Origin of the sequence: Bordetella genomosp. 5 (assembly GCF_002261315.1) — a bacterium.
Taxonomy (GTDB): Bacteria; Pseudomonadota; Gammaproteobacteria; order Burkholderiales; family Burkholderiaceae_B; genus Bordetella.
The window spans coordinates 327,351-348,605 of sequence record NZ_NEVP01000010.1; the positions used below are offsets into that span (position 1 = coordinate 327,351).

Below are 21,255 nucleotides of genomic sequence, written 5' to 3' on the forward strand. Positions count from 1 at the left end.
CCGCGGATTAGACGTCATGACCGATACCCCTAAAACCCATCCCGCCCGCAAGCGCCTGCTGTTGCTGGCCACCGGGGCGTTCATCGTGCTGGCCCTGGCCTATGCCATCTGGTGGTTCCTGTTCGGATCCCACTTCGAAAGCACCGACGACGCGTACGTGCACGGCAATCTCGTGCAGATCACGCCGCAAGTGCCGGGCACCGTGATCGCCATCGAGGCCGACGACACCGAAACCGTCAAGGCCGGCCAGCCCATGGTGCGCCTGGACCCCGCCGACACCGACGTGGCGCTGCAGCAGGCCGAAGCCAAGCTGGCGCAGACCGTGCGGCAGGTGCGCACGCTGTACGTGCAGAACGATGCCCTGGCCGCCGACGTGGACGTGCGTCAGGCCGACATCGAGCGCGCCCAGGCCGACCTCGCCCGGGCGCAGAGCGATCTGAAGCGGCGCCAGTCCCTGGGCCGTTCGGGGGGTGTCAGCGGCGAAGAAATCCTGCACGCCGAGACCGCGCTCAAGACCGCGCAATCCGGCCTGGCACAGGCCCGCGCGGCGCTGGCCGCGGCGCGCGCCCGCCTGGCCACCAACCTGGCGCTGACCCGCGGCACCGACGTGGCGCAGCATCCCGATGTGCGCGAAGCGGCCGCCGCCCTGCGCAACGCCTGGCTGAATCAGTCGCGCACCGTCCTGCCCGCGCCGGTTGCGGGCGTGGTCGCGCGCCGCAATGCCCAGGTGGGGCAACGCGTCGCGCCCGGCTCGGTGCTGATGAACATCGTGCCGCTGGATCAGGTGTGGGTCGAAGCGAACTTCAAGGAAGGTCAGCTGCGCCACATGCGCATCGGCCAGCCGGTCACGCTCAAGGCCGACCTGTACGGCGGCGACGTGGTCTATCACGGCAAGGTCATCGGCCTGGATGCCGGCACCGGCAGCGCGTTCGCCCTGCTGCCGGCGCAGAACGCCACCGGCAACTGGATCAAGGTGGTGCAGCGCGTGCCGGTACGCATCGCGCTCGACCCCGAAGACCTGAAGCAGCATCCGCTGCGCATCGGACTGTCGATGGACGTCGAAGTCGACATCGGCAAGGACGACGGCAAGCCGCTCACTGAAGTGCAGCGCGCCGAACCCGTGCTGTCGACCACCGTGTTCGAACCCGGCCACGGCGAGGCCGACGCACTGATCGCCAAGATCATCAAGGCCAACCTCGAGTAATCATGAGCGATCAAGCCCGGCCCGCCGCCGCCCCGGCCGCCCCCTATCCGCCGCTGAACGGCGCGACCCGGATCATCGGGTCGATCGCCCTGTCGACGGCCGTGTTCATGAACGTGCTGGACACCTCGATCGCCAACGTATCGATCCCGACCATCTCGGGCGATCTGGGCGTGAGCTCGAGCCAGGGCACGTGGGTGATCACCTCGTTCGCCGTCGCCAACGCGATCACGGTGCCGCTGACGGGCTGGCTCACGCAACGCTTCGGTCAGGTCAGGCTGTTCCTGATCTCCACCCTGCTCTTCGTGCTCGCCTCGTGGCTGTGCGGCTTCGCGCCCACGCTCGAGGCGCTGATCGCGTTCCGCGTGTTGCAGGGCGCCGTCGCGGGCCCGATGATCCCGCTGTCGCAGGCGCTGATGCTGTCGAGCTTTCCGAAGGAGAAGGCCGGCATGGCGCTGGCAGTGTGGTCCATGACCACGCTCGTGGCGCCCGTGGCCGGGCCGCTGCTGGGCGGCTGGATTTCCGACAACTACACCTGGCCCTGGATCTTCTACATCAACGTGCCCGTGGGCCTGTTGGCGGCGTGGATCAGCTGGCGCATCTATCGTGACCGCGAGTCGGTCACGCGCAAGCTCCCGATCGACAAGGTGGGGCTGGTGCTGCTGGTCGTGTGGGTCGGCGCGCTGCAGATCATGCTCGACAAGGGCAAGGAGCTGGACTGGTTCGCCAGCCCGGTCATCATCCTGCTGGCCGCGATCGCCTTCGTGGCCTTCGTGTTCTTCCTGATCTGGGAGCTCACCGACGCGCATCCGGTGGTGGACCTGCGGCTCTTCAAGGAGCGCAACTTCACGGTGGGCGCGCTGACGCTCGCGGTGGCTTACGGCGTGTTCTTCGGCAATGTCGTGCTGCTGCCGCTCTGGCTGCAAAGCACGATGGGCTACACCGCAACCTATGCGGGCCTGGTGACCGCGCCGGTGGGGCTTCTGGCCATCCTGCTCACGCCCATCGTCGGCAAGATGCTGGCCACGCGCGACCCGCGCCAGCTGGTGACCGTGGCGTTCATGATCTTCGCGCTGGTGTGCTTCATGCGCTCGGGTTTCAACACCCAGACCGACGTGCGCACGCTGATGATCCCGACCATCATCCAGGGCGCCGCCATGGCCGCGTTCTTCGTGCCGCTGACCTCGATCACGCTGTCGGGCCTGGAGCCGGGCCGCATCCCGGCGGCATCGGGCCTGTCGAACTTCGCGCGCCTGACCGCGGGCGCGTTCGGCACCTCGATCTCGACCACCCTCTGGGAAAACCGGACCACCCTGCACCATGCGCAACTGACCGAGGTGGCCCGGCCCGGGCAGCAGGCGTTCGACCAGATCTCGGGCGCGCTGCAGAACAGCGCCGGGCTGTCGCACGAGCAGTCGCTCACCGTCATCGACGGCCTGATCAATACCCAGGCCGCGACCATGTCGGCCACCGACGTGTTCTATGCCTCGGCGCTGATCTTCGTTCTGCTGATCGGCACGGTCTGGTTCGCACGGCCGCGCATCAACAAGGGCAAAGGCAAGGACGACGGCGCCGCCGAGGCCGCCGCCGGGGCGCACTGAGCGCTCAGCCGCCCATCGCCTGGATGAGCCTGAGCGTGGTGCGCAGCTGCTCATAGCGGTTGTCCAGCACGTCGGATTCGGCTTGCCGCGTCGATTGCTGCGCATCGAGCCAATCCTTCAGGCCATCCTGGCCCGCAAGATAGCGCGCGCCGCTGATGGACTCGACCTTGCGCGCCCGGTCCAGCACGGCCTGGCGCAGCGCGCCCTCGTCGCGCTGCTGCAGCGCCACGGCCAGCCCGCGTTCCACCTCGATCAGCGCGTTGTACAGGGTGCGGCCGAACTGCAGCCCCACTTCCTCATACTGAAGCTGCGCCTGCGTCACGGTGAACTGCGCTTTGCGAAACTGCAGAAATGGCAGCGCCAGGGTGAAGCCCAGCGAACCCAGCGGATTGCTCAGGATGTCGCCCAGGTCGCGCGATGCACCGCCCGACCGGCCGGCGCCCAGCAGAATGGTGGGATAGAACTGCAGCCGTGTGACTTCGGCGCGCGAATATGACGCACGCAGGCGAGCTTCCGCGGCCTGCACGTCGGGCCGCCGCGCCAGCACCGCGGCCGGTTGATCCAGCGCCACGTCCGGCGGTGGCTCCGTCGGCAAGGCCAGCGGCTCGAGCGGATTGACCCAGCCGGCCTCCTCGCCCAGCAGCGCGGCAAGACCCAGGCGCGTCGTGTGCAACTGCGACGCCAGCTGCCGCGCCACGATCCGCTGCGTCGCCAGGTCTTGCGCCGCCCGTTCGGTATCGGCGGTGCCGGCGAAACCGGACTGCCTGCGCGCCAGGATCAGGGCCATCAGCCGGCTTGCCCGCTCGATGTTGCGCGCCTGGATCTCCACCTTCTGCTTGAGCAGGGCGATGGTCCAGTAGGTTTCGGCGACGCTGGCCACCAGCGTCAGCGCGGCGGCGCGCCGGTCGTACTGCGAGGCCTGCAGCGCCCAGTCGGCGCCATCGATCGCCGCGCCGTACTTGCCCCAGAGGTCCAGCTCGTAGCCGACGTCGAAGCGGCTCGAGTAGTCCCGCTGGCTCGGGTTGCCGTGCGCGAGATCCTTCGTGACCCCGCCGGTCGCGCTCGGCGTGAACTCCGGCGTCAGGATCGTGCCCATCAATCTGGCGTCGTTGCGTGCCTGCCGCACGCGCAGCATGGCGATGTGCAGGTCGAGATTGCGCGCCAGCGCCAGATCGACAAGCCCGTCGAGCCGCTGATCGCCAAAGACACGCCACCATTGCGCCGATGCGCTCCCCTCGGCCGGTGCATTGCCCAGCGCCGCGGCGGCGTCCCAGCGGTCGGGCACCGCCTGGCGCGAAAGATAGGTTTCGACCGGCACCGCCGGGGCCGCGCATCCGCTCAGCCACAGCGCGCACAACAACGGCACATAGGAATAAAAGCGTCGCCTCATGATGCCGTCCCGTCATTCGTTGGCCAGCGCATCCACTGGCCTCAAGCGTGAGGCCCGCCGTGCGGGCGCATAACCAAAGACCAATCCGATGACCGACGAACAAAGCAGCCCCGCCGCCACCGAGGGCCAGGAGAAGACCACGGGCACCTCGGGCAGGAACACGGGCAGCAGCACCCTGAACGCCACGGAGACGGCCACGCCGGCCACACCGCCGAGCGCGCACAAGACGAGCGCCTCGGTGAGAAACTGCGTCAGCACGTCGGCGGCGCGGGCGCCGAGCGCCATGCGCACGCCGATCTCGTGGGTGCGCTCATAGACCGACACCAGCATCATGTTCATGACGCCGATACCGCCCACCACCAGCGATACCGCCGCGATGGCGAGAATCATCAGCGAGAACGTGCGCGCCGCCTTGGCCACGGCGATCTGGATCTGCTCGAGCGAGCGCGTGTAGAAGTCCTGCGCGCCACGGCTCGTGCGCAACACGTCGAAGATGCCGGCCTGCGCCAGCCGGTTGGGCACGCCCGGCGGCACCCGCACCGCGATCATCATGTGCTGCGCCTTGTCGAGCCGCAGGCCCACGCTGGTGTGGGGCACGTATGCCTGCAACACCGCCCGGCTGTCCGCCACGCCGTCGGAGCTGCGCTCCACGCCCACGATCGTCAGCGCCATCGGGCCGACCATGATCTGCCGTCCGAGCACCGATATGCCCGGAGGAAACAGGCGCTCGCGCAGGTTCTGGTCGATCACCACCACCGGTGCGGCGGCGGCCACGGCGGCGCGCCCGAAGAAGGCGCCCTCCAGCATCCTGCGCGCGTAAACCTCCGGAAAATCCTCGCTCACGCCCAGCACCGCGACCTGCAGCGACGCGCGTCCCGCGCGCACGGTGGCGGACGCGCTGGTCACCGGCGTCGCGGCGTCGATCCGGGTCTGTTCGACCAGCAGCGCGGCATCGCGCGAAGACAAGGGACGACGGCCGCGCGAGTCGAGATCGCCCAGCCCGCTGCCCGCGGCGACCTCGATGGTGTTGGCGCCCAGCGACGAGATATTGCGCAGCACCTTGTCGCGGCTGCCCTGCCCGACCGCCACCACACTGGCCACGGCGCCGACCCCGATCGCGATGCCCAGCATCGTCAAGGCGCTGCGCAGCGGGACCCGGATCAGAATGCGCGCGGCTTCGCGCAGCGCCAGGCGCAGAATGCCCGCGCGGCGCCGCAGCGGGCTGTCGGGCCTGACGCCGCCCGCGTGAGCCGCGCCCGGCGGCGTCGCGCCGGCGGCGGCGTCGGTGCGGATGTCGCTGACCATCCGGCCATCCTCGATCTCGATGACGCGGGCCGCGCGCGCCGCGACGCCGGCGTCGTGCGTCACGATCACCACCGTGTGTCCGGCCGCGTGCAGCGCGCACAGAATGTCCATGATCTGCGCGCCGCTGCGCGCATCGAGCGCGCCGGTGGGTTCATCGGCAAAAATCACCGAGCCCCCGTTGGCCAGCGCCCGCGCGATCCCCACCCGCTGCTGTTGCCCGCCCGACAATTGCGCCGGCCGATAGTGCAGGCGGTCGTGCAGGCCGACCTGGACGAGCCGGTCGCGCGCCATGCGCTCGGCTTCGGCCCGCCCTGCCCCGGCGTACGAAAGCGGCACGCACACGTTCTCGAGCGCGGTCAGATGGGGGATGAGGTGATAGCGCTGAAACACGAAACCGAACAGTCGGCTCCGAATCGCGGCGAGCGCGTCGGGCGCCATGCCGCCGACGTCATGGCCGTGAATGCGATAGCTGCCGCTGGACGGGAAGTCGAGGCCCCCCAGGATGTGCAGCAGCGTCGACTTTCCCGATCCGGACGCGCCACGGATGGCGACCATTTCACCCGCCCGGATACGGAGGCTGAAGCGATCCAGAACGATGGAGCGGCCGGCGGCGGTATCGTGCCAGCGCGACACGGCGTCCATTTCGATCAGCGCGGGCGCCGAGCCGCGAGCGACGGACCGCGTCATGGTGCCTGCCCCGCGCCCTCGGCCTCGTCGAGCTCGTCGGGCAGCCGGCCCAGCACCACGCGCTCGCCCTCGTCGAGCCCGGCACGGACTTCGACCCATCCCCCGCTCACCGGGCCGAGCTGCACGGTACGGGGCGTGGTGTGCCCGTCGCGCCCCACGACCCGCACCGTCGCGCCGTCGTCGCCGACATGACGCCGGATGGCCGCCACCGGCACGGTCAGCACTTGCTGGCGCACGCCCTTGACGATGCGCACATCGGCCGTCATGAACGGCAGCAGGACGTGGTCGGCATTGTCGACGTCGAACGTGCCGTAGTAGTAGACCGGCAGATCGCCCCGGGGCGCGCCCTCACCCGACTGGCGCAATGCGCGCAGCGACTCGGCCGGCAGCTCGACGCTCTGCAGCGTGCCGCGATACGTGCGCGCGTCCACGCCCACGACCGAGAACGAGGTTTCGACGCCGGGCTTCAGGCCCACCACATCGGCCTCGGACACCCGGGCCCGCACCCGCATGCGGTCGATGTTGCCCACCACCAGCAGGGCCGGCGAGGCCTGCGCCGACACCAGGGTCTGCCCGAACTGGGCAAAGATCGCCAGGACCTCGCCGTCGATCGGAGAGGAAATCTGCGTGTAGGTCAGATTGACCTCCGCGCTGCGCACGTCGAGCCGGGCCTGCACGATCTGCGACGCGACGACGGCGAGCTCCGACTTGGCCACCTCGTACTCGAGTTCGGCCTGCTCGACATCGAGACGCGTGTTCGCATCCTCGCGGGCGAGCGCGCGCTGGCGCGCCAGGATGGACTGCCGATGGGCCAGCGTCGCCCGCCTGGCCGTCAGTTGCGCCTCCATGCTGGCGAGCGAGGCGCGGGCCTTTTCGAGCGCCGCTTCCTGCAACTCGGGATCGATCACGACCAGCAGATCGCCGCGGCGCACGCGATCGCCCTGCTGCACGGCGATGCGTTTGATCTGCCCGTTGACCTGGGCACCTATCGTGACGATATCGACCGGCTCGAGCGTCGCCACCGCCTCCACCGCGACCTCGAGATCGGCGCGCGTCACCAGCGCGGACCGAATCTGCGCTGACGTGACGTCGGGCGCCTCGCGTAGGCCGAGCCAGGCCGCGCCCACCAGGCAGACGCCGAGCAGTGGCAGGCGGGCCGCACGCCACATCCGGCGCCCCCTTGCATTGGCGGCGTTGCCGGCATCCGTCATGGCGTCCGCTCCCTCAGACCCGCTGCGCCCAGCTCGAACACCCGATCGAAGCGATGCAGGTGCGCGTGCTCGTGGGTGGCCACGATCACCGTGCCCGCGCTGGCGAGAATGGCATCGAAGGTCAGCGCCGCGGCCTCGTCGTCCAGGTTGGACGTGGGCTCATCGAGCAGCACGAGATCGCGCAGGCTGCACAGAGCCCGCGCCACCATGACACGCTGGATCTGGCCCGAGGACAGATGAGGATTGGCGGCCGAAAGCTCGGTGTTCCAACCGTGGGGCATCGCTTCGATGGCGGAAGTCAGGCCCAGGCTTGCCAGCAGCGCGCGGGCATCCTGCCTGCGCTTGTCGGCGAACCCCCACGATCCCGGCAGCAGGACGTTGTCGAGAACCGTATTCTGGAACAGGACTTCGCGCGCCTGGTGGCAGTAAGCCAGCCCCCGCAGCGCCCGCCGCCCCACGGCGGCATCGTCCACCACGACCTCGCCGTCCGTGGCGGGATAGAGGCCTCCCAGCACCTTCAGCCAGGTGCTTTTGCCACTGCCCGATGCGCCGATCAGCGCAATCTTCTCGCCGTAGCGCAGCTGCAGCCGATCGAGCTCGAAGACGCGGGTGCAGCCCACATAATGAAAGCGCAGTCCGGTCAGCACCATGCGCTCGCGCATCCTGATGACCGGCGCGCCTTCGGCCGGATCCTCCGCGCCCTCCAGCAGATCATGGCTGCGCTGCACCAGGATGTTCTGCTCGCGCCGCCGCATGGCGGTCCAGTACAGACCGGTGACGCTGTCCAATGCGATCTGCTTGAAGAACACGTATGACACCAGCCCACCCACCGACAGCAGGTCCGACCGCACCAGCCCGGCACCCAGCATGAGCACCACAATGGCCTCGGCGTAGCCCAGCGTGCGCGACGCGGCCGACTCGTGCACCGAGAGCTGGCCCAGGGCCAGCGCGGTGTCGGCGAGCGAGGCCTGGCTTTTGCTGAACTGCAGCTCGCGGTGCGGGCCGAGGCCGGCGCTCTTGACCGTACCGATGCCGCTCAGCGTTTCGAGCACCAGGTCGTTGTGCCGGCCGCTCATCTCCTCGACGCGCAACAGCAGCGGCGCGCGGCGCTCGGAGAAGTACCGGCTGATACCCCAGTACCCGATCACGACCACCAGCGTCACGAGCGCCAGCCGTACGCTGATCCAGGCCATGATGCCGCCGATGACCAGCGCCATCAGGCCCGAGCGCAACAGCTCGAGCGTGGTGATCCCGCGTTCGCCCACCAGCCTGCCGTGCGAAAACAGGCGTTGAAAGACGTCGGTGAGGAGCCGCCGCTCGAAGTAATCGACGCGTTTGCGCAGCAGCCTGGCAAAGAGCTCCGACATCCGCGTCCGGCTGATGCCCTGCGCATCGACGTTGCGTCGTGTGTCGGCATAGACGGTGATCAGCACGCTGATCAGCGCCACCACGAACGCGGCGGCGAACGGCATCCAGTCGTTGAATGCGTGGATCATCGACGCGTCGTCCAGCGTGGCTGCATACATGACCGGCACGACAAACCCGAGCACGCCTGCCGCCAGGCCCGCCAGCAGCAGCGGCCAGAATCGCGGCAGGCGCGTGTGCCGCCAGACATCGGGGCGCGCCGGCACATCGACGCGTGCGCCCGGGACCCTCAACGGCCGCGAGCGATCCAGCACCAGCGCATAGCCCGTGATGTGCTCGCGCAGGTGCTCGACCCTGACCACCGTGCTGCCCGTGGCCGGATTGAAGACGCGCAGCGCGCCGCCCGACCGGCGGGTGCACAGCACGAAATGATTGCCACCGTAGTGCAGAATGGCCGGCAACGGCAGCTCGGCGAGTTGGGCCGGGTCGAACCGCACGGCAAGGGCAGGCGCGCCGGACCTCTCCAGAATGCCTTGAAGGTCGAGCAATGACGCCCCCGCCGTGGAAACCGGAAACCTGCCCCGCAGGTCCGCCAGGGACGCGTCGCCTCCCAAGGCGTCGATCATCATGGCGGCGCAGGCCAGGCCGCATTCGGCGACCTCGCCCTGAAACACCATGGCGGGCTTGCGCGTGGAAGTGTCGATGTCGCTCATCGTCTAGCGATCCGCGGAGTTGAAGGAGAACAGCGAAGGCGTGTGCCAGAAGAGCCACTCGTGCGGGTGCGCGAGGATGGCGCGCTCGATGATGTCGGGCATGCGCTCGCCCACGCGATCGGCCGGCACGCAGGCCGCGACGTCGGCGTGAAAACGGCCGCCACGGCGGGTCAGGCAGACAAAAAGCACGCGCGCGCCGGTCAGCCGGGCGAGCTCGGGCAGACCGCGGTGCACCCGGGCCGGATGACCGAACATCCGGCAGTCGTAGGTGCGCATGGCCCGCTCGAAGAGGCGCTGGGTCGCCTCCGGCGGCGCGTCAGGAAACGCCACCAGCGTGCCCGCCCCGTTGCGCACCGCGCGCAGGAAGGCCAGCAGCTCACCGGCGCCGTGATCGAGCGGATTCAACAGGCGGATCTCGATGCCACCGTGCCGCTTCAGCAGGGCCTCGTCGGATGCCGTCACGGTGCTCGCATCGTGGGCGGTGATGACCGCCACCGGCCCGGCGCATGCGCGGGCACACATCAGGGTCGCCAGCAAATCCGAATGCATGTGCAGCGGCGCCAGGATCACCGGCTGGCCCGCCGCACCCTCGCGGCGCAATGCCTCGGCGAGCTGGCGCGCGCAGTCCTCGAGCTCCTGGATGAGCGTGCGATTGCGGAAGTACAGCGCCGCCTCGAGCACGATCTTGTGACGCCAGAGCCGCGCATGGCCCGCCCCGGCCCGCGCGCGGCCCGCCGCCTGGTGGAGATTGAGGCCCGCGAACGCCGCGCGCCGGCGCGCATCGCGGCGATGCTGCGGCACCACGTCGATGGCCCTGGCGCCCGCGAGCAACAGCCGATACGGCAGGTGGCGCAGCAAAGGCGCCATCACGGTGTCGCGCGCGCATCGGGCGCAGGCGTGCAACCCGGACCGGACGGCGCTCGCCAGCCGATCCCTCGCGCCCGCGAGGACGAGCTCTAAATCGCGGCGCCGCAGCCAGGCAAGCGCGTGTGTGGCATGCCAGCGCAACGCCGGCAGCGAGGGGGAGGACGGACGCATGATGTGAGAGAAGGACGGCGCGTACGGATATCGAAAGAGACTGACGGCGACGGGTTCGGATCCGGTCAGGATCGGCGTCAGCCGGGCCAGCGCCGCGCGATCAGGACGGCGTTGTTGCCGCCGAAGGCGAACGAATTGCTCATGACGTGGCGCAGGTTTGCGGGCCGGCCGACGTTGGGCACGAAGTCCCAGCCGGCGGTGGCGGGATCGGGCGCCACCCAGTTGAGCGTGGGCGGCACGCACTGCATGCGCAGCGCGTAGAGGCAGGCGAGCATTTCGATCGCCCCGCTCGCGCCGAGCAGATGGCCATGGGCCGCCTTGGTGCTGCTGATCGGGATCCGCTGCGCGCCTTCGCCGAACACCGCGGCGATCGACGCGCACTCGACCGCGTCGCCGAACGGAGTGCCCGTGCCGTGGGCATTGATGTAGCTCACGTCCGACGGTGCGATATCCGCACAGGCGAGCGCATGCGTCATGGCGCGAATCTGGCCTGCGCCGTCGGGTCGCGTGATGTGGGAAGCGTCGTTGCTCGCGCCATAGCCGACGAGCTCGGCAAGCACCTCGGCACCGCGCGCCATGGCGTGCTCGTAGGATTCGAGCACGAACGCGGCGGCCCCCTCGCCCAGCGCGAAACCCTGGCGGTCGCGATCGAAGGGCCGGCAACCCGACGGGATGCCTTCGCGAGGGTCGTCGCACAGGACCCGCATCGCGAGCCAGCCTTTCAGCACGCCCGGCAGCAGCGCGCACTCGCTGCCGCCCGCGATGGCCACATCGCGCAGACCCAGAGCGATACGCAGGAAGGCCTCGCCGATCGCAACCGATGCGGACGAGCACGCCGTGGAATAGGTCAGGCACTCGCCCCGCACGCCGTGGCGAATGGAGACTTGCGCGGCCGGTGCGTGCACCATGGCCGCGGGCACCGTCATCGCGGCGCCCGATCCGCCCGATCCGCCAGGTGCAGCGCCATAGAAGCGACCGTAGCTGGCCTCGATGGTTTCGAAGCCGCCGCCGCCCGTGCCCCAGTAGACGCCGGCGTTGGCATCGGGCGCGAGGGTCACGCCGGACTCGTGCATCGCCTGCTCGCTCGCCACCAGGGCGAATTGCGTGCCGCGATCCAGGCTCAGCAGCTCGAGCCGCGAGAAATGCGCAGTGGCGTCGAACGCGGCGGCTCCCACCGCGCGGAGCAGCTCCGTGTCGGGCTGGCACACGATGCCGGCCTGACCCGACTGCAGGGATCGATGGAATTCTGGGGGGCTGTTTCCGAGCGCGCTCACCACGCCGGCGCCGGTGATCACCACGCGCCGCCGTGCAGTGCCCGGATGACGAGGCGACTCAGCCATGGGCCTGCATCCGCTCGAGGACGATGGCAGCGAGTTCGGAGACATTGACCGGCAGCACATCGCCGGGCTGCATGGTGGGAAATTCGATTTTGTATTCGGCCTCGAGCAGGAACTGCACCTCGAGCAGCGCGAGCGAATCGAACTTGCTGTCGATCTCGGTGAACGCGGTGTCGGCCAGCAGCGCCGCGGCGGAGATGCCGAACTCGGCCTCGAGCAAGGCCGCGATGCGATGCCTTACGGCATCTGAAGTGGGAATGTCGGACATGACGAAGAACACAGCCTCGGCGGACGAACCGCGATACGGCGCCCCCATCGCGCTCGCCATGGGGGCACCGGCGTTTGAGGGTCAGCCCTTGCGCTGCTTGGCGGAGCCTTTTTCCGTCTGGCCCGTCTTACTGTTGTAGCAACCCCTGTCGTTGGGGACATCGGACCAGTAGACGTCGCCATCGGTGTCCCAGCATTTGTAGATGAAGGCGCTCTTGGGCGTCGGGCCGAAAGTGACGGAAGCGCCGCCGACGATCTGGCGGGCCTGGCCTTGGGAGAGAGTGGTGAATTGCATGGCTTTCCTTTGATGTGACGTGACAGGGAATGGCGACGCGCCACGACGCCTACGGCATGATCGAGAACCGATGGGTGACCGCATGACGCCGCATCCGAAGGCATGACGAATCGAACACATCGAACATGCGCGATGCCTGATCGAACTTTGCGTAATTTGGTCCGAGTGAACTATCGAAGAAGCGCTAAAGTGACTCGATGAGTAACAGCTTCGTATCGTCGCCCCGCGAAACGGCGCGCCGGCTCGACCCGGGCGCGACATGCCCGGAGCGCCTTGCACGCCCCGGCGTTTGCATTCCGTTCGGACAAAAAAAAGCCAGCCTTGCGGCTGGCCTGGTACTCGACTGAAGCGGCTTAACCGGCGACGATGCGCGCGATGGCCTCGCCCACGTCCTTCGTGCTCGCTTTTCCTTGCATGTCGGGCGTGCGCGGACCGTCGGCCAGCACCTGCTCGATGGCCGCGACGATCGCCTTGGACGCGTCTTCGTAGCCCAGGAAGTCCAGCATCAGCGCGCCGCTCCAGATCTGGCCGATGGGGTTGGCCACGCCCTTGCCGTAGATATCGGGCGCGGAACCGTGCACCGGCTCGAACAGCGACGGGAACTTGCGTTCGGGGTTGAGGTTGGCCGACGGCGCGATGCCGATGTTGCCGGTGCACGCGGGGCCGAGATCGGACAGGATGTCGCCGAACAGGTTGGACGCCACGACCACGTCGAACCAGTCCGGGTGCTGCACGAAGTGCGCGCACAGGATGTCGATGTGGTACTTGTCCCAGCGCACGTCCGGATACTTCTCGCCCATCTCGGCCACGCGCTCGTCCCACCACGGCATCGAGATCGAAATGCCATTGGACTTGGTCGCGGCAGTGAGGTGCTTGCCCCGCTTGCGCGCCAGCTCGAACGCGAACTTCAGCACGCGCTCGGCGCCGATGCGCGTGAACACGCTTTCCTGGATCACGACTTCGCGTTCGGTGTTGGCGAAGAGCCGGCCACCGCTATTCGAGTATTCGCCCTCGGTGTTCTCGCGCACGATGAAGAAGTCGATGTCGCCCGGCTTGCGGTTGGCGAGCGGCGAAGGCACGCCCGGCATCAGGCGCACGGGCCGCAGATTGATGTACTGATCGAACTCGCGGCGGAACTTGAAGAGCGACTCCCAGAGCGCAACGTGGTCGGGCACGGCGTCCGGCCAGCCGATGGCGCCGAAGAAGATCGCCTCGTGCCCGCCGATTTGCTTGGCCCAGTCGTCCGGCATCATCTTGCCGTGCTTGGCGTAGTAGTCGCAGCTCCAGTCGAAATGATCGAACTCGAAACCGATGTCATAGCGGCGTGCCGCCGCCTCGAGCACGCGCAGGCCCTCGGGCACGACTTCCTTGCCGATTCCGTCTCCAGGAATCACGGCGATCTTGTGTTTCTTTGCTGCCACCCGAACTCTCCGTTTTGTGATGGGGGATAAAACCTGATCCCGCATCATAGGCATAAATGCGCCCGCTGCAAAAGGCGGCCGGCGCCGCCGCGTTCAGGCGGGTGCCACTGGTGCGCGGGGTGCCGCTGGCGCCACGGCGTGCCGCTCGTGCCGTCCGCCGGACGCCGTCAGGCGCCGCTCCACGCCTCGGCGTTGAGGCGGTCGCTGTAGGTCGGGCGGCGCTGCGAGCGCTCGCGGTGCTCCAGCGCCGGCGTGATGACCTGCACCAGCCGCTCGAAGGCCGGCTGGATTTCCTCGTCGGGCACGCAGGCATAACCGAGCAGTAGGCCCGGGCGCGCCTCACGCTCGGTGGCGTAGTATCGCGACAGCGGCCGCGCATTGAGACCGAGCGTGCGCGCGGCGATCGAGATGCCCAGATCGTCGGTGCCGTCGGGCAGGTGCATCACCAGATGCAGCCCGGCCTCCTGCGTGGAGATGGGCCAGTCGGCGCCGAAGTGCGTGACGATGGCTTCGCGTAGCAGCGCCTGCCGCGCGGCGTAGCGCTGCTTCATGCGGCGGATATGGCTCGCATAGTGGCCGCCTTCGATAAAGTCGGCCAACACCGCCTGATCCATCAGCCGGCCTTCGCGATAGAGCTCGGAGAGCCCCGTGGCGAAATGCGGCGCCAGGCGGCGCGGCAGCACCATATAGCCCAGGCGGATACCAGGAAACAACGTCTTGGAAAACGTGCCGAGGTACAGCACGCGATCGTGCTGGTCCAGGCCCTGCAGCGATGCGATGGGACGGCCGTCGAAGCGGAACTCGCTGTCGTAATCGTCTTCCACGATCCAGGCGCCGCGCTTGTGCGCGTACTCGAGCAGCATCCGGCGCCGCGCCAGGCTCATCACCATCCCCAGCGGATACTGGTGCGACGGCGTGACGAAGATGAAGCGCGGCGGCTCGCGCAGCTGTTCGGGGCTGGGCGCCATGCCTTCGTCGTCCACCGAGACCGGGATGGGCGTGATGCCGCAGGCCGCCAGGGTCGAGCGGGCACCCCAGTAGCCGGGGTTTTCCATCCACGCGGTGTTGCCGTTGTCGCCCAGCAGGCGCGACAGCAGGCTGATCGACTGATGGATGCCGGTGGTGAGCACCACCTGATCCGCCTCGCACTTCACCGAGCGAGACAGTCGCAGATGCTCCGCCAGCGCCTGGCGCAACGGCATGTAGCCCGCGCCATGCGCATACGTCAGCAGCTCGGGCGTCTGCTGGCGCCAGCGCCGGCTCTGCAGGCGGGTCCAGACGGCCCGCGGGAATAGCGACACATCCGGCACGCCGGACACGAAGGCGCCCCACTGGCGATCGGACGCCGACGCCTCCCGGACCAGCTTGGTGCCGCGGCGTGACAGTGTGAATGGCTGAGGCTGAGCGGGCGCGCCATCAGCGCTCGCATCAGACAGTGGCTCTTGCGTGGCTGGAACGGTATCCGAAACGAAGGTACCACTTCCGAACGCGGATACGAGATAACCCTCAGCCAGCAACTGATCGTACGCGTGCAGCACCGTATTACGGGATAACCCTGTGTCAGTGGCGAGGGCCCGCGTGGCAGGGAGTTTGGTGCCGGCCGGCAGGTCGCCCGCCAGAATCAGCTCTCGCAGAATGTCATAGATCTGGCGCGACAGCGGGGACGCGCCGCCCCGTTCGAGGCGCTGCAGCAGACACTCGGCCAGAATCAACTCTTTCAAAGTGGCACCACCAACGAAAAACGATTTGGACCTATCGAGAGTACCAAATATTAAGTACGCTGCAAGCGAAATGAATAAGTAGTCCAAAGATTGCAAAGGGGAAAAACTTGCAACCGGACACGCTCCACATGCTGATCGCCGCGAGCCGCACAGACGGCCGCGACAGTCCGGGCCGACCCGCCCATTCCTGCACGCCGCATCGTACGCGGCATGCGTCGCCCTGCCCGCTCGCCACGCGACGAGCGCGGCGCGCGCATGCCGGCTTCGCCGGGGCCGTCACGCGACGCTTGCCGCGATCGCCGCAGGAACCGACGCACTGAATGCACCACCACGATGCCGAAGCGCCCCGCGCCCGGCCGGCCGCTGCACCGACATGCAGCACCACGCAGTCGCTTCACTTAGCCGTCAAACCGAGAAAAAGTTGGCATACCCGTTGCTTTCGCACAGGGGCAGCTTGCACATCCTTTCTCAATCAAGCCGGGAGGCCCGCAGTGAAACTCAAGCAATTCCTGAAACTCTCCGCCGGTGCGCTGGCCCTGGCCGCCGCGCTGCCCGCTGGCAACGCGCTCGCCCAGACCAAGGGCGGCACCCTCAGCATGATCGTGCAGCCCGAGCCGCCGATCCTGATTCCCGCCCTCAACCAGCAAGGCCCCACGCAGTTCGTGGCGGGCAAGATCTACGAAAGCCTGCTGACCTATTCGTTCGACCTGAAGCCGCAGCCGGGCCTGGCCAAATCGTGGGACGCCGCGCCGGACGGCCTGAGCTACACCTTCCATCTGCAGGAAAACGTGAAGTGGCACGACGGTAAGCCGTTCAGCGCCGACGACGTGGTGTTTTCGCTGGGCGAGCTGCTGCCCAAGACCCATGCGCGTGCCCGCGTGATCCTGACCAAGTTCATCGACAAGGTCGAGAAGGTCGACGACAAGACGGTCACCATCAAACTCAAGACGCCGTTCCCGGCCTTCATGCTGATGTTCGAACCGGGCTTCGCGCCGATGATGCCCAAGCACATCTACGAAGGCACCGAGTACGCGACCAACCCGGCCAACCAGAAGCCGGTCGGCACCGGTCCGTTCATGTTCAAGGAATGGAAGCGCGGCGAATACATCAAGCTGGCCCGTAACCCGAACTACTGGAAGGAAGGCAAGCCCTACCTCGACGAACTCGTGTTCAACGTGATCCCGGACTCGGCTTCGCGCGCGGTGGCCTATGAGCGCGGCAGCGTCGATGTGCTGCGCGGCGGCGACGTCGACAACGTCGACGTGAAGCGTCTGCGCGCCCTGCCGAACACGGAATACACCACCAAGGGCTGGGAGATGTTCTCGCCCCAGGCGTATCTGATCCTCAACATGCGCAAGCCGCCCTTCGACAATCTGAAGGTGCGCCAGGCCGTGATGCATGCGCTCAACCGCAAGCTGATCGTCGACAACATCTTCTTCGGCCTGGGCAAGGTCTCGACCAGCCCGTTCGTCACGACGGAAATGTTCTACGACAAGAACATGCCCGCGTACGACTTCAACATGAAGAAGGCGCGCGAGCTGATCAAGGAATCGGGCATCAAGCCCGAGGATTACACGATCCGCCAGCTCGGCTTCCCCTACGGTTCGACCTGGGACCGCCTGGGCGAGTACACCAAGCAGGCGCTCGAGCAGCTCGGCTTCAAGGTCAATCTCGAGTCCACCGACGCCGGCGGCTGGGCCAGCCGCACCGGCAACTGGGACTTCGACGTGACGACGAACTTCACCTACCAGTACGGCGACCCCGCGCTGGGCGTGCAGCGCCTGTACATCTCGTCGAACATCGTCAAGGGCTCGCCTTTCGCGAACGTGCAGGGCTACAGCAACCCCGAGACCGACAAGTGGTGGACCGACGCCGCCTCCGAGATCGACCCGGCCAAGCGCCAGGAGCTCTACACCAAGCTGCAGCAGCAGATCGTGAAGGACGTGGGCAATGGCTTCCTGGTGGACATGGAGTTCCCCACGATCCACCGAGCCAAGGTCAAGAACCTCGTGAAGACCGCCATCGGCCTGAACGAAAGCTTCGACGACGTCTACATCGAGAAGTAAGCACACCCGGGCGGCGGCGACGCCGCCCCGTTCTGCCCGACCCGCCGCGCGGCGCGCCACGACGCTCCGCGCGGTGCGGCCTGTAGCACTAGACCTGTCGCCCGTGCCGGCGCGGCCTGGAGAAGCACCATGAAATTTCTTTCGTTTTTCGCCTCGCGCCTGGGTAAAGCCCTGGTGGTCGTGCTGGGCGTGGTCATCATCAACTTCTTTCTCATCCGGCTCGCGCCGGGCGACCCCGCGGCCGTGCTTGCCGGCCAGGCGGGCGCCGGCGATCCGGCCTACGTCGAACAGTTGCGTGTGCAATTCGGGCTGGACAAGCCGGTGCTGACGCAGCTCGCGATCTACCTGAAGGGCGTGGTCCAGCTCGACCTCGGATTCTCGTATCGCAATCACGTGCCGGTGCTGGACCTGATCCTCGAACGCCTGCCCGCCACCTTTCTGCTGATGAGCTGCGCGTTCCTGTTTTCGATCATTCTGGGTGTATTCCTGGGCGTGGTCGCGGCCCGCGCCCGTTACGCCAACAAGCGCCGCTGGATCGACTCCAGCGTGATGACCGGCGCGCTGCTGCTCTATGCCACGCCGCTGTTCTGGCTCTCGCTCATGGGCATCCTGCTGTTCTCGGTCATGCTGGGATGGCTGCCCGCATTCGGGATGGAAACCGTCGGGTCCAACCTCACCGGCCTGGCGCGTGCCTGGGACATCGCCCAACACTTGATCCTGCCCACCGTCACGCTCGGCTGCTTCTTCATGGCGGTGTATGTGCGCCTGACGCGGGCATCGATGCTGGAGGTGATCGGCATGGACTTCGTGAAGACGGCGCGCGCCAAGGGCGTGAGCCCCAACCGCGTGATCCGCGCCCACGTCCTGCGTAATGCCCTGCTGCCGGTCATCACCTTCGCCGGCATCCAGCTCGGCCAGATGGCGGGCGGCGCGGTGCTCACCGAGACCGTGTTCGCCTGGCCCGGTATCGGCCGCCTGATGTTCGACGCCCTGCTGCAGCGTGACTATCAACTGCTGCTCGGCATCTTCCTGGTCACGTCCATCATGGTCGTGGTCTTCAATCTCATCACCGATGTGATCTACCGCCTGATCGACCCGCGCATCGCGGCCGGCGGCCAGCAAGGAGCCGCGGCATGAAAGGTTTCATGAAACGCTATATGCGCAATTACGGCGCGGTGGCCGGGCTGATCATCGTGCTCGCCGTGGTGGCCATCGCGCTGGCCGCCCCGCTGATCTATGAAGATTCGCCCTGGATGATGGTGGCCTCGCCGCTGATCCCGCCCTTCACCGATGCGGCCTACCCCTTCGGCACCGACATGCTCGGCCGCGACATCACCGCGGGCCTGGTGTGGGGCGCGCGCGTGTCCCTGATGGTGGGCCTGCTTTCGACCGGCGTGGCGCTGCTGTTCGGCGTTCTGGTGGGCGCCATGGCGGGCTACTGCGGCGGCCGCATCGACGATCTGCTGATGCGCTTCACGGAGTTCTTCCAGACGATCCCGCAGCTCGCGATGGCCGTCGTGCTGGTCGCGGTGCTGGGCCCCTCGGTCTACTCGATCATGGGCGCCATCGCGGTGGTGTCCTGGCCGCCGGCCGCGCGGCTGGTGCGTTCGGAGTTCATGACGCTCAAGCAGCGGGAGTTCGTCCAGGCCGCCATCGTGATCGGCCAGACGCCGGGCCGCATCGTGTGCTCGCAGATCCTGCCCAATGCGATGTCGCCCATCATCGTGTCCGCCTCGTTCATGGTGGCGACCGCCATCCTGACGGAATCCTCGCTCTCCTTCCTGGGTCTCGGTGACCGCAACATGATGAGCTGGGGTTTCATGATCGGCGCCGCGCGCACGATGATCCGCGAAGCCTGGTGGATGAGCGTGTGGCCCGGGGTGGCGATCCTGCTGACCGTGCTGGCGATCAACCTGATCGGCGAAGGCCTGAATGACGCCCTCAATCCCCAATTGCGCAAGCGCGGCGAATAAGGAGCCTGCCATGTCCGAGCAAACGCCCCTACTCTCCGTCCGCGGCCTGACCATCGCCCTGCCCAAGGGCGGCGACCGTCCCTATGCGGTCCAGGACGTCTCCTACGATATCAACCCCGGCGAGATCCTCTGCATCGTCGGCGAGTCCGGCTCGGGCAAGTCCATGAGCGCCAACGCGATCATGGGTCTGCTGCCCGATTACCTCACCCCGCAGGCCGGCCAGATCCTGTTCCAGGGCAAGGATCTGCTGCGCCAGGAAGAGTCCACCTTGCTCGCGATGCGCGGCAAGGACATGGCAATGATCTTCCAGGAGCCGCTGTCGGCCCTCAACCCGCTGATGACGGTGGGTGAGCAGATCGCCGAAGTCATGCGGGTGCACAACGCCTACCCGGGCGACGCGCGCATGCGCCGCGTGCTGGACCTGCTGGCCTTCGTGGGCCTGCCCGATCCCGCCACGCTCTATCACGTGTATCCCTTCCGCCTGTCGGGCGGCCAGCGCCAGCGCGTCATGATCGCGATGGCGCTCGCGCTGGAGCCCGCGCTCCTGATCGCCGACGAGCCGACCACCGCGTTGGACGTGACGACACAGGCGCAGATCCTGGCGCTGATCGCCCGGATACAGAAAGAAAAAGGCATGGGCGTGATGTTCGTCACGCACGATTTCGGCGTGGTCGCGGAGATCGCCCATCGCGTGGCGGTCATGGAAAAAGGCATCCTGGTCGAGCAGGGCCCGGCCGAGCAGGTGCTCAATCGCCCCCAGCATCCCTACACCAAACGCCTGATCGCCGCCGTGCCGCACCGGCGCGCCGACGAATCGGGCGAGCCCTCGCGCGACGTGCCCGTGCTGCAGGTGCGCAACCTGAAAAAAACCTACGTCACCGGCAGCAGCTGGTTCGGCCAAAAGCGGGTGGTGAACGCCGTCGACGGCGTGAGCTTCGAGGTGCGGCGCGGCGAGACGCTCGGCATCGTGGGCGAATCCGGCTCCGGCAAATCCACCATCGGCAAGTGCCTGCTCAAGCTGATCGGCATCGACGGCGGCGAGCTCATCTTCAATGGCCGCGACGTCGCCGGCTTGTCCGAAGCGCAATTCCGCCCGGTGCGCAAAGACATCCAGATGATCTTTCAGGATCCGTTTGCCTCGCTCAACCCGCGTCATACGGTGGGCAGGATCATCAGCGACGGCCCGGTCGCCAACGGCACGCCGCGCGCGCAGGCCGAGGCACGCACGCGCGAGCTGCTGACCCTGGTGGGCCTGGACCCCTCCGCGTTCGACCGTTACCCGAACCAGTTCTCCGGTGGACAGCGTCAGCGCATCGGCATCGCCCGCGCGCTCGCGCTCGAACCCCAGGTGCTGGTCGCCGACGAATCCGTGTCGGCCCTGGATGTGTCGGTGCAGGCGCAGGTGCTGCAGCTGCTGCACGAGCTGCAGCAACGGCTGCGCATCGCGCTGATCTTCATCACCCACGATCTGCGCGTCGCGGCGCAGATCTGCAATTCGGTGCTGGTGATGCATCGGGGCAAGGTCGTGGAGCACGGCACGCCGTCGGAAATTTTCGACCGCCCGCAGAACCCGTACACGCAACAATTGATTGCCGCCGTACCGGGCCAGCACTGGGATCCGACCCAGGCGCAGACCTGAGCGCATCACGCGACGAGACGCCACC

General features: G+C 67.6%; 16 protein-coding genes. 6 read left to right on the forward strand and 10 right to left on the reverse strand.

Annotation, left to right across the window (positions count from 1 at the left end; genetic code table 11):
- The first annotated feature begins 16 nt into the window (after positions 1 to 16).
- Together CAL25_RS16950 and CAL25_RS16955 are read left to right on the forward strand one after the other, a co-directional pair.
- Complete coding sequence (locus tag CAL25_RS16950; RefSeq protein ID WP_094802123.1) at positions 17 to 1,204, forward strand: EmrA/EmrK family multidrug efflux transporter periplasmic adaptor subunit; 1,188 nt, start codon at positions 17 to 19, stop codon at positions 1,202 to 1,204.
- A 2-nt stretch (positions 1,205 to 1,206) separates the two neighbouring features.
- Positions 1,207 to 2,802 (forward strand): DHA2 family efflux MFS transporter permease subunit, encoded by a 1,596-nt coding sequence (locus CAL25_RS16955; protein ID WP_094802125.1) that lies wholly within the window; start codon positions 1,207 to 1,209, stop codon positions 2,800 to 2,802.
- A 4-nt stretch (positions 2,803 to 2,806) separates the two neighbouring features.
- On the opposite strand, the gene CAL25_RS16960 is transcribed toward CAL25_RS16955, so the two are convergent.
- The 10 genes from CAL25_RS16960 to CAL25_RS17005 form a co-directional block, all read right to left on the reverse strand.
- Positions 2,807 to 4,192, reverse strand: coding sequence for an efflux transporter outer membrane subunit (locus tag CAL25_RS16960; RefSeq protein ID WP_094802127.1), 1,386 nt, complete (start codon positions 4,190 to 4,192; stop codon positions 2,807 to 2,809).
- 12 nt (positions 4,193 to 4,204) lie between these two features.
- Positions 4,205 to 6,184, reverse strand: a complete 1,980-nt coding sequence (locus tag CAL25_RS16965) for an ABC transporter permease (protein ID WP_170948517.1) — start codon at positions 6,182 to 6,184, stop codon at positions 4,205 to 4,207.
- Positions 6,181 to 7,395 carry an efflux RND transporter periplasmic adaptor subunit gene (locus tag CAL25_RS16970; protein ID WP_094802131.1) on the reverse strand — a complete coding sequence of 405 codons (1,215 nt, stop codon included), beginning with the start codon at positions 7,393 to 7,395 and terminating at the stop codon, positions 6,181 to 6,183. Before CAL25_RS16970 ends, CAL25_RS16965 begins: the two co-directional genes overlap by 4 nt.
- Positions 7,392 to 9,473, reverse strand: a complete 2,082-nt coding sequence (locus tag CAL25_RS16975) for a peptidase domain-containing ABC transporter (protein ID WP_094802133.1) — start codon at positions 9,471 to 9,473, stop codon at positions 7,392 to 7,394. Before CAL25_RS16975 ends, CAL25_RS16970 begins: the two co-directional genes overlap by 4 nt.
- Positions 9,474 to 9,476: 3 nt before the next feature.
- Positions 9,477 to 10,340: a hypothetical protein gene (locus CAL25_RS16980; protein ID WP_141217945.1), complete on the reverse strand. Its 864-nt coding sequence runs from the start codon at positions 10,338 to 10,340 to the stop codon at positions 9,477 to 9,479.
- Between the two features lie 248 nt (positions 10,341 to 10,588).
- The gene (locus CAL25_RS16985) at positions 10,589 to 11,851 is read right to left on the reverse strand and encodes a beta-ketoacyl-[acyl-carrier-protein] synthase family protein (protein ID WP_170948518.1); all 1,263 of its coding nucleotides are present in this window, start codon (positions 11,849 to 11,851) and stop codon (positions 10,589 to 10,591) included.
- Entirely contained in the window at positions 11,844 to 12,176 is a 333-nt protein-coding gene (locus CAL25_RS16990) for an acyl carrier protein (protein WP_141217946.1), read from the reverse strand. Before CAL25_RS16990 ends, CAL25_RS16985 begins: the two co-directional genes overlap by 8 nt.
- 21 nt (positions 12,177 to 12,197) lie before the next feature.
- Positions 12,198 to 12,410: a hypothetical protein gene (locus tag CAL25_RS16995; protein ID WP_094802140.1), complete on the reverse strand. Its 213-nt coding sequence runs from the start codon at positions 12,408 to 12,410 to the stop codon at positions 12,198 to 12,200.
- A 353-nt stretch (positions 12,411 to 12,763) separates the two neighbouring features.
- Positions 12,764 to 13,876 carry a tartrate dehydrogenase gene (locus CAL25_RS17000; protein ID WP_094802232.1) on the reverse strand — a complete coding sequence of 371 codons (1,113 nt, stop codon included), beginning with the start codon at positions 13,874 to 13,876 and terminating at the stop codon, positions 12,764 to 12,766.
- 122 nt (positions 13,877 to 13,998) lie between these two features.
- A complete protein-coding gene (locus tag CAL25_RS17005) occupies positions 13,999 to 15,552 on the reverse strand; it encodes a PLP-dependent aminotransferase family protein (RefSeq protein WP_094802142.1) in 1,554 nt (517 codons plus the stop codon).
- A 491-nt stretch (positions 15,553 to 16,043) separates the two neighbouring features.
- Here CAL25_RS17005 and CAL25_RS17010 point away from each other — a divergent pair, with 491 nt between their 5' ends.
- The 4 genes from CAL25_RS17010 (at position 16,044) to CAL25_RS17025 (ending at position 21,230) form a co-directional block, all read left to right on the forward strand.
- On the forward strand, positions 16,044 to 17,618 hold the full coding sequence (locus tag CAL25_RS17010; RefSeq protein ID WP_094802144.1) for an ABC transporter substrate-binding protein: 1,575 nt from the start codon (positions 16,044 to 16,046) through the stop codon (positions 17,616 to 17,618).
- Between the two features lie 129 nt (positions 17,619 to 17,747).
- Positions 17,748 to 18,755 (forward strand): ABC transporter permease, encoded by a 1,008-nt coding sequence (locus CAL25_RS17015; protein ID WP_094802146.1) that lies wholly within the window; start codon positions 17,748 to 17,750, stop codon positions 18,753 to 18,755.
- Positions 18,752 to 19,591, forward strand: a complete 840-nt coding sequence (locus CAL25_RS17020; RefSeq protein ID WP_094802148.1) for an ABC transporter permease — start codon at positions 18,752 to 18,754, stop codon at positions 19,589 to 19,591. The genes CAL25_RS17015 and CAL25_RS17020 overlap by 4 nt, the downstream gene beginning before the upstream one ends.
- Positions 19,592 to 19,601: 10 nt before the next feature.
- A complete protein-coding gene (locus CAL25_RS17025; protein WP_094802150.1) occupies positions 19,602 to 21,230 on the forward strand; it encodes an ABC transporter ATP-binding protein in 1,629 nt (542 codons plus the stop codon).
- Positions 21,231 to 21,255 lie beyond the last annotated feature (25 nt).

Coding starts and splice junctions, on each gene's coding strand:
- CAL25_RS16950 (WP_094802123.1), top strand. CDS start 17: ATGACCGATACCCCTAAAACCCATCCCGCCCGCAAGCGCCTGCTGTTG.
- CAL25_RS16965 (WP_170948517.1), bottom strand. CDS start 6,184: ATGACGCGGTCCGTCGCTCGCGGCTCGGCGCCCGCGCTGATCGAAATG.
- CAL25_RS16955 (WP_094802125.1), top strand. CDS start 1,207: ATGAGCGATCAAGCCCGGCCCGCCGCCGCCCCGGCCGCCCCCTATCCG.
- CAL25_RS16980 (WP_141217945.1), bottom strand. CDS start 10,340: ATGGCGCCTTTGCTGCGCCACCTGCCGTATCGGCTGTTGCTCGCGGGC.
- CAL25_RS16995 (WP_094802140.1), bottom strand. CDS start 12,410: ATGCAATTCACCACTCTCTCCCAAGGCCAGGCCCGCCAGATCGTCGGC.
- CAL25_RS16985 (WP_170948518.1), bottom strand. CDS start 11,851: ATGGCTGAGTCGCCTCGTCATCCGGGCACTGCACGGCGGCGCGTGGTG.
- CAL25_RS17025 (WP_094802150.1), top strand. CDS start 19,602: ATGTCCGAGCAAACGCCCCTACTCTCCGTCCGCGGCCTGACCATCGCC.
- CAL25_RS17015 (WP_094802146.1), top strand. CDS start 17,748: ATGAAATTTCTTTCGTTTTTCGCCTCGCGCCTGGGTAAAGCCCTGGTG.
- CAL25_RS16960 (WP_094802127.1), bottom strand. CDS start 4,192: ATGAGGCGACGCTTTTATTCCTATGTGCCGTTGTTGTGCGCGCTGTGG.
- CAL25_RS16970 (WP_094802131.1), bottom strand. CDS start 7,395: ATGACGGATGCCGGCAACGCCGCCAATGCAAGGGGGCGCCGGATGTGG.
- CAL25_RS17020 (WP_094802148.1), top strand. CDS start 18,752: ATGAAAGGTTTCATGAAACGCTATATGCGCAATTACGGCGCGGTGGCC.
- CAL25_RS17000 (WP_094802232.1), bottom strand. CDS start 13,876: ATGCGGGATCAGGTTTTATCCCCCATCACAAAACGGAGAGTTCGGGTG.
- CAL25_RS16975 (WP_094802133.1), bottom strand. CDS start 9,473: ATGAGCGACATCGACACTTCCACGCGCAAGCCCGCCATGGTGTTTCAG.
- CAL25_RS16990 (WP_141217946.1), bottom strand. CDS start 12,176: ATGGCGAGCGCGATGGGGGCGCCGTATCGCGGTTCGTCCGCCGAGGCT.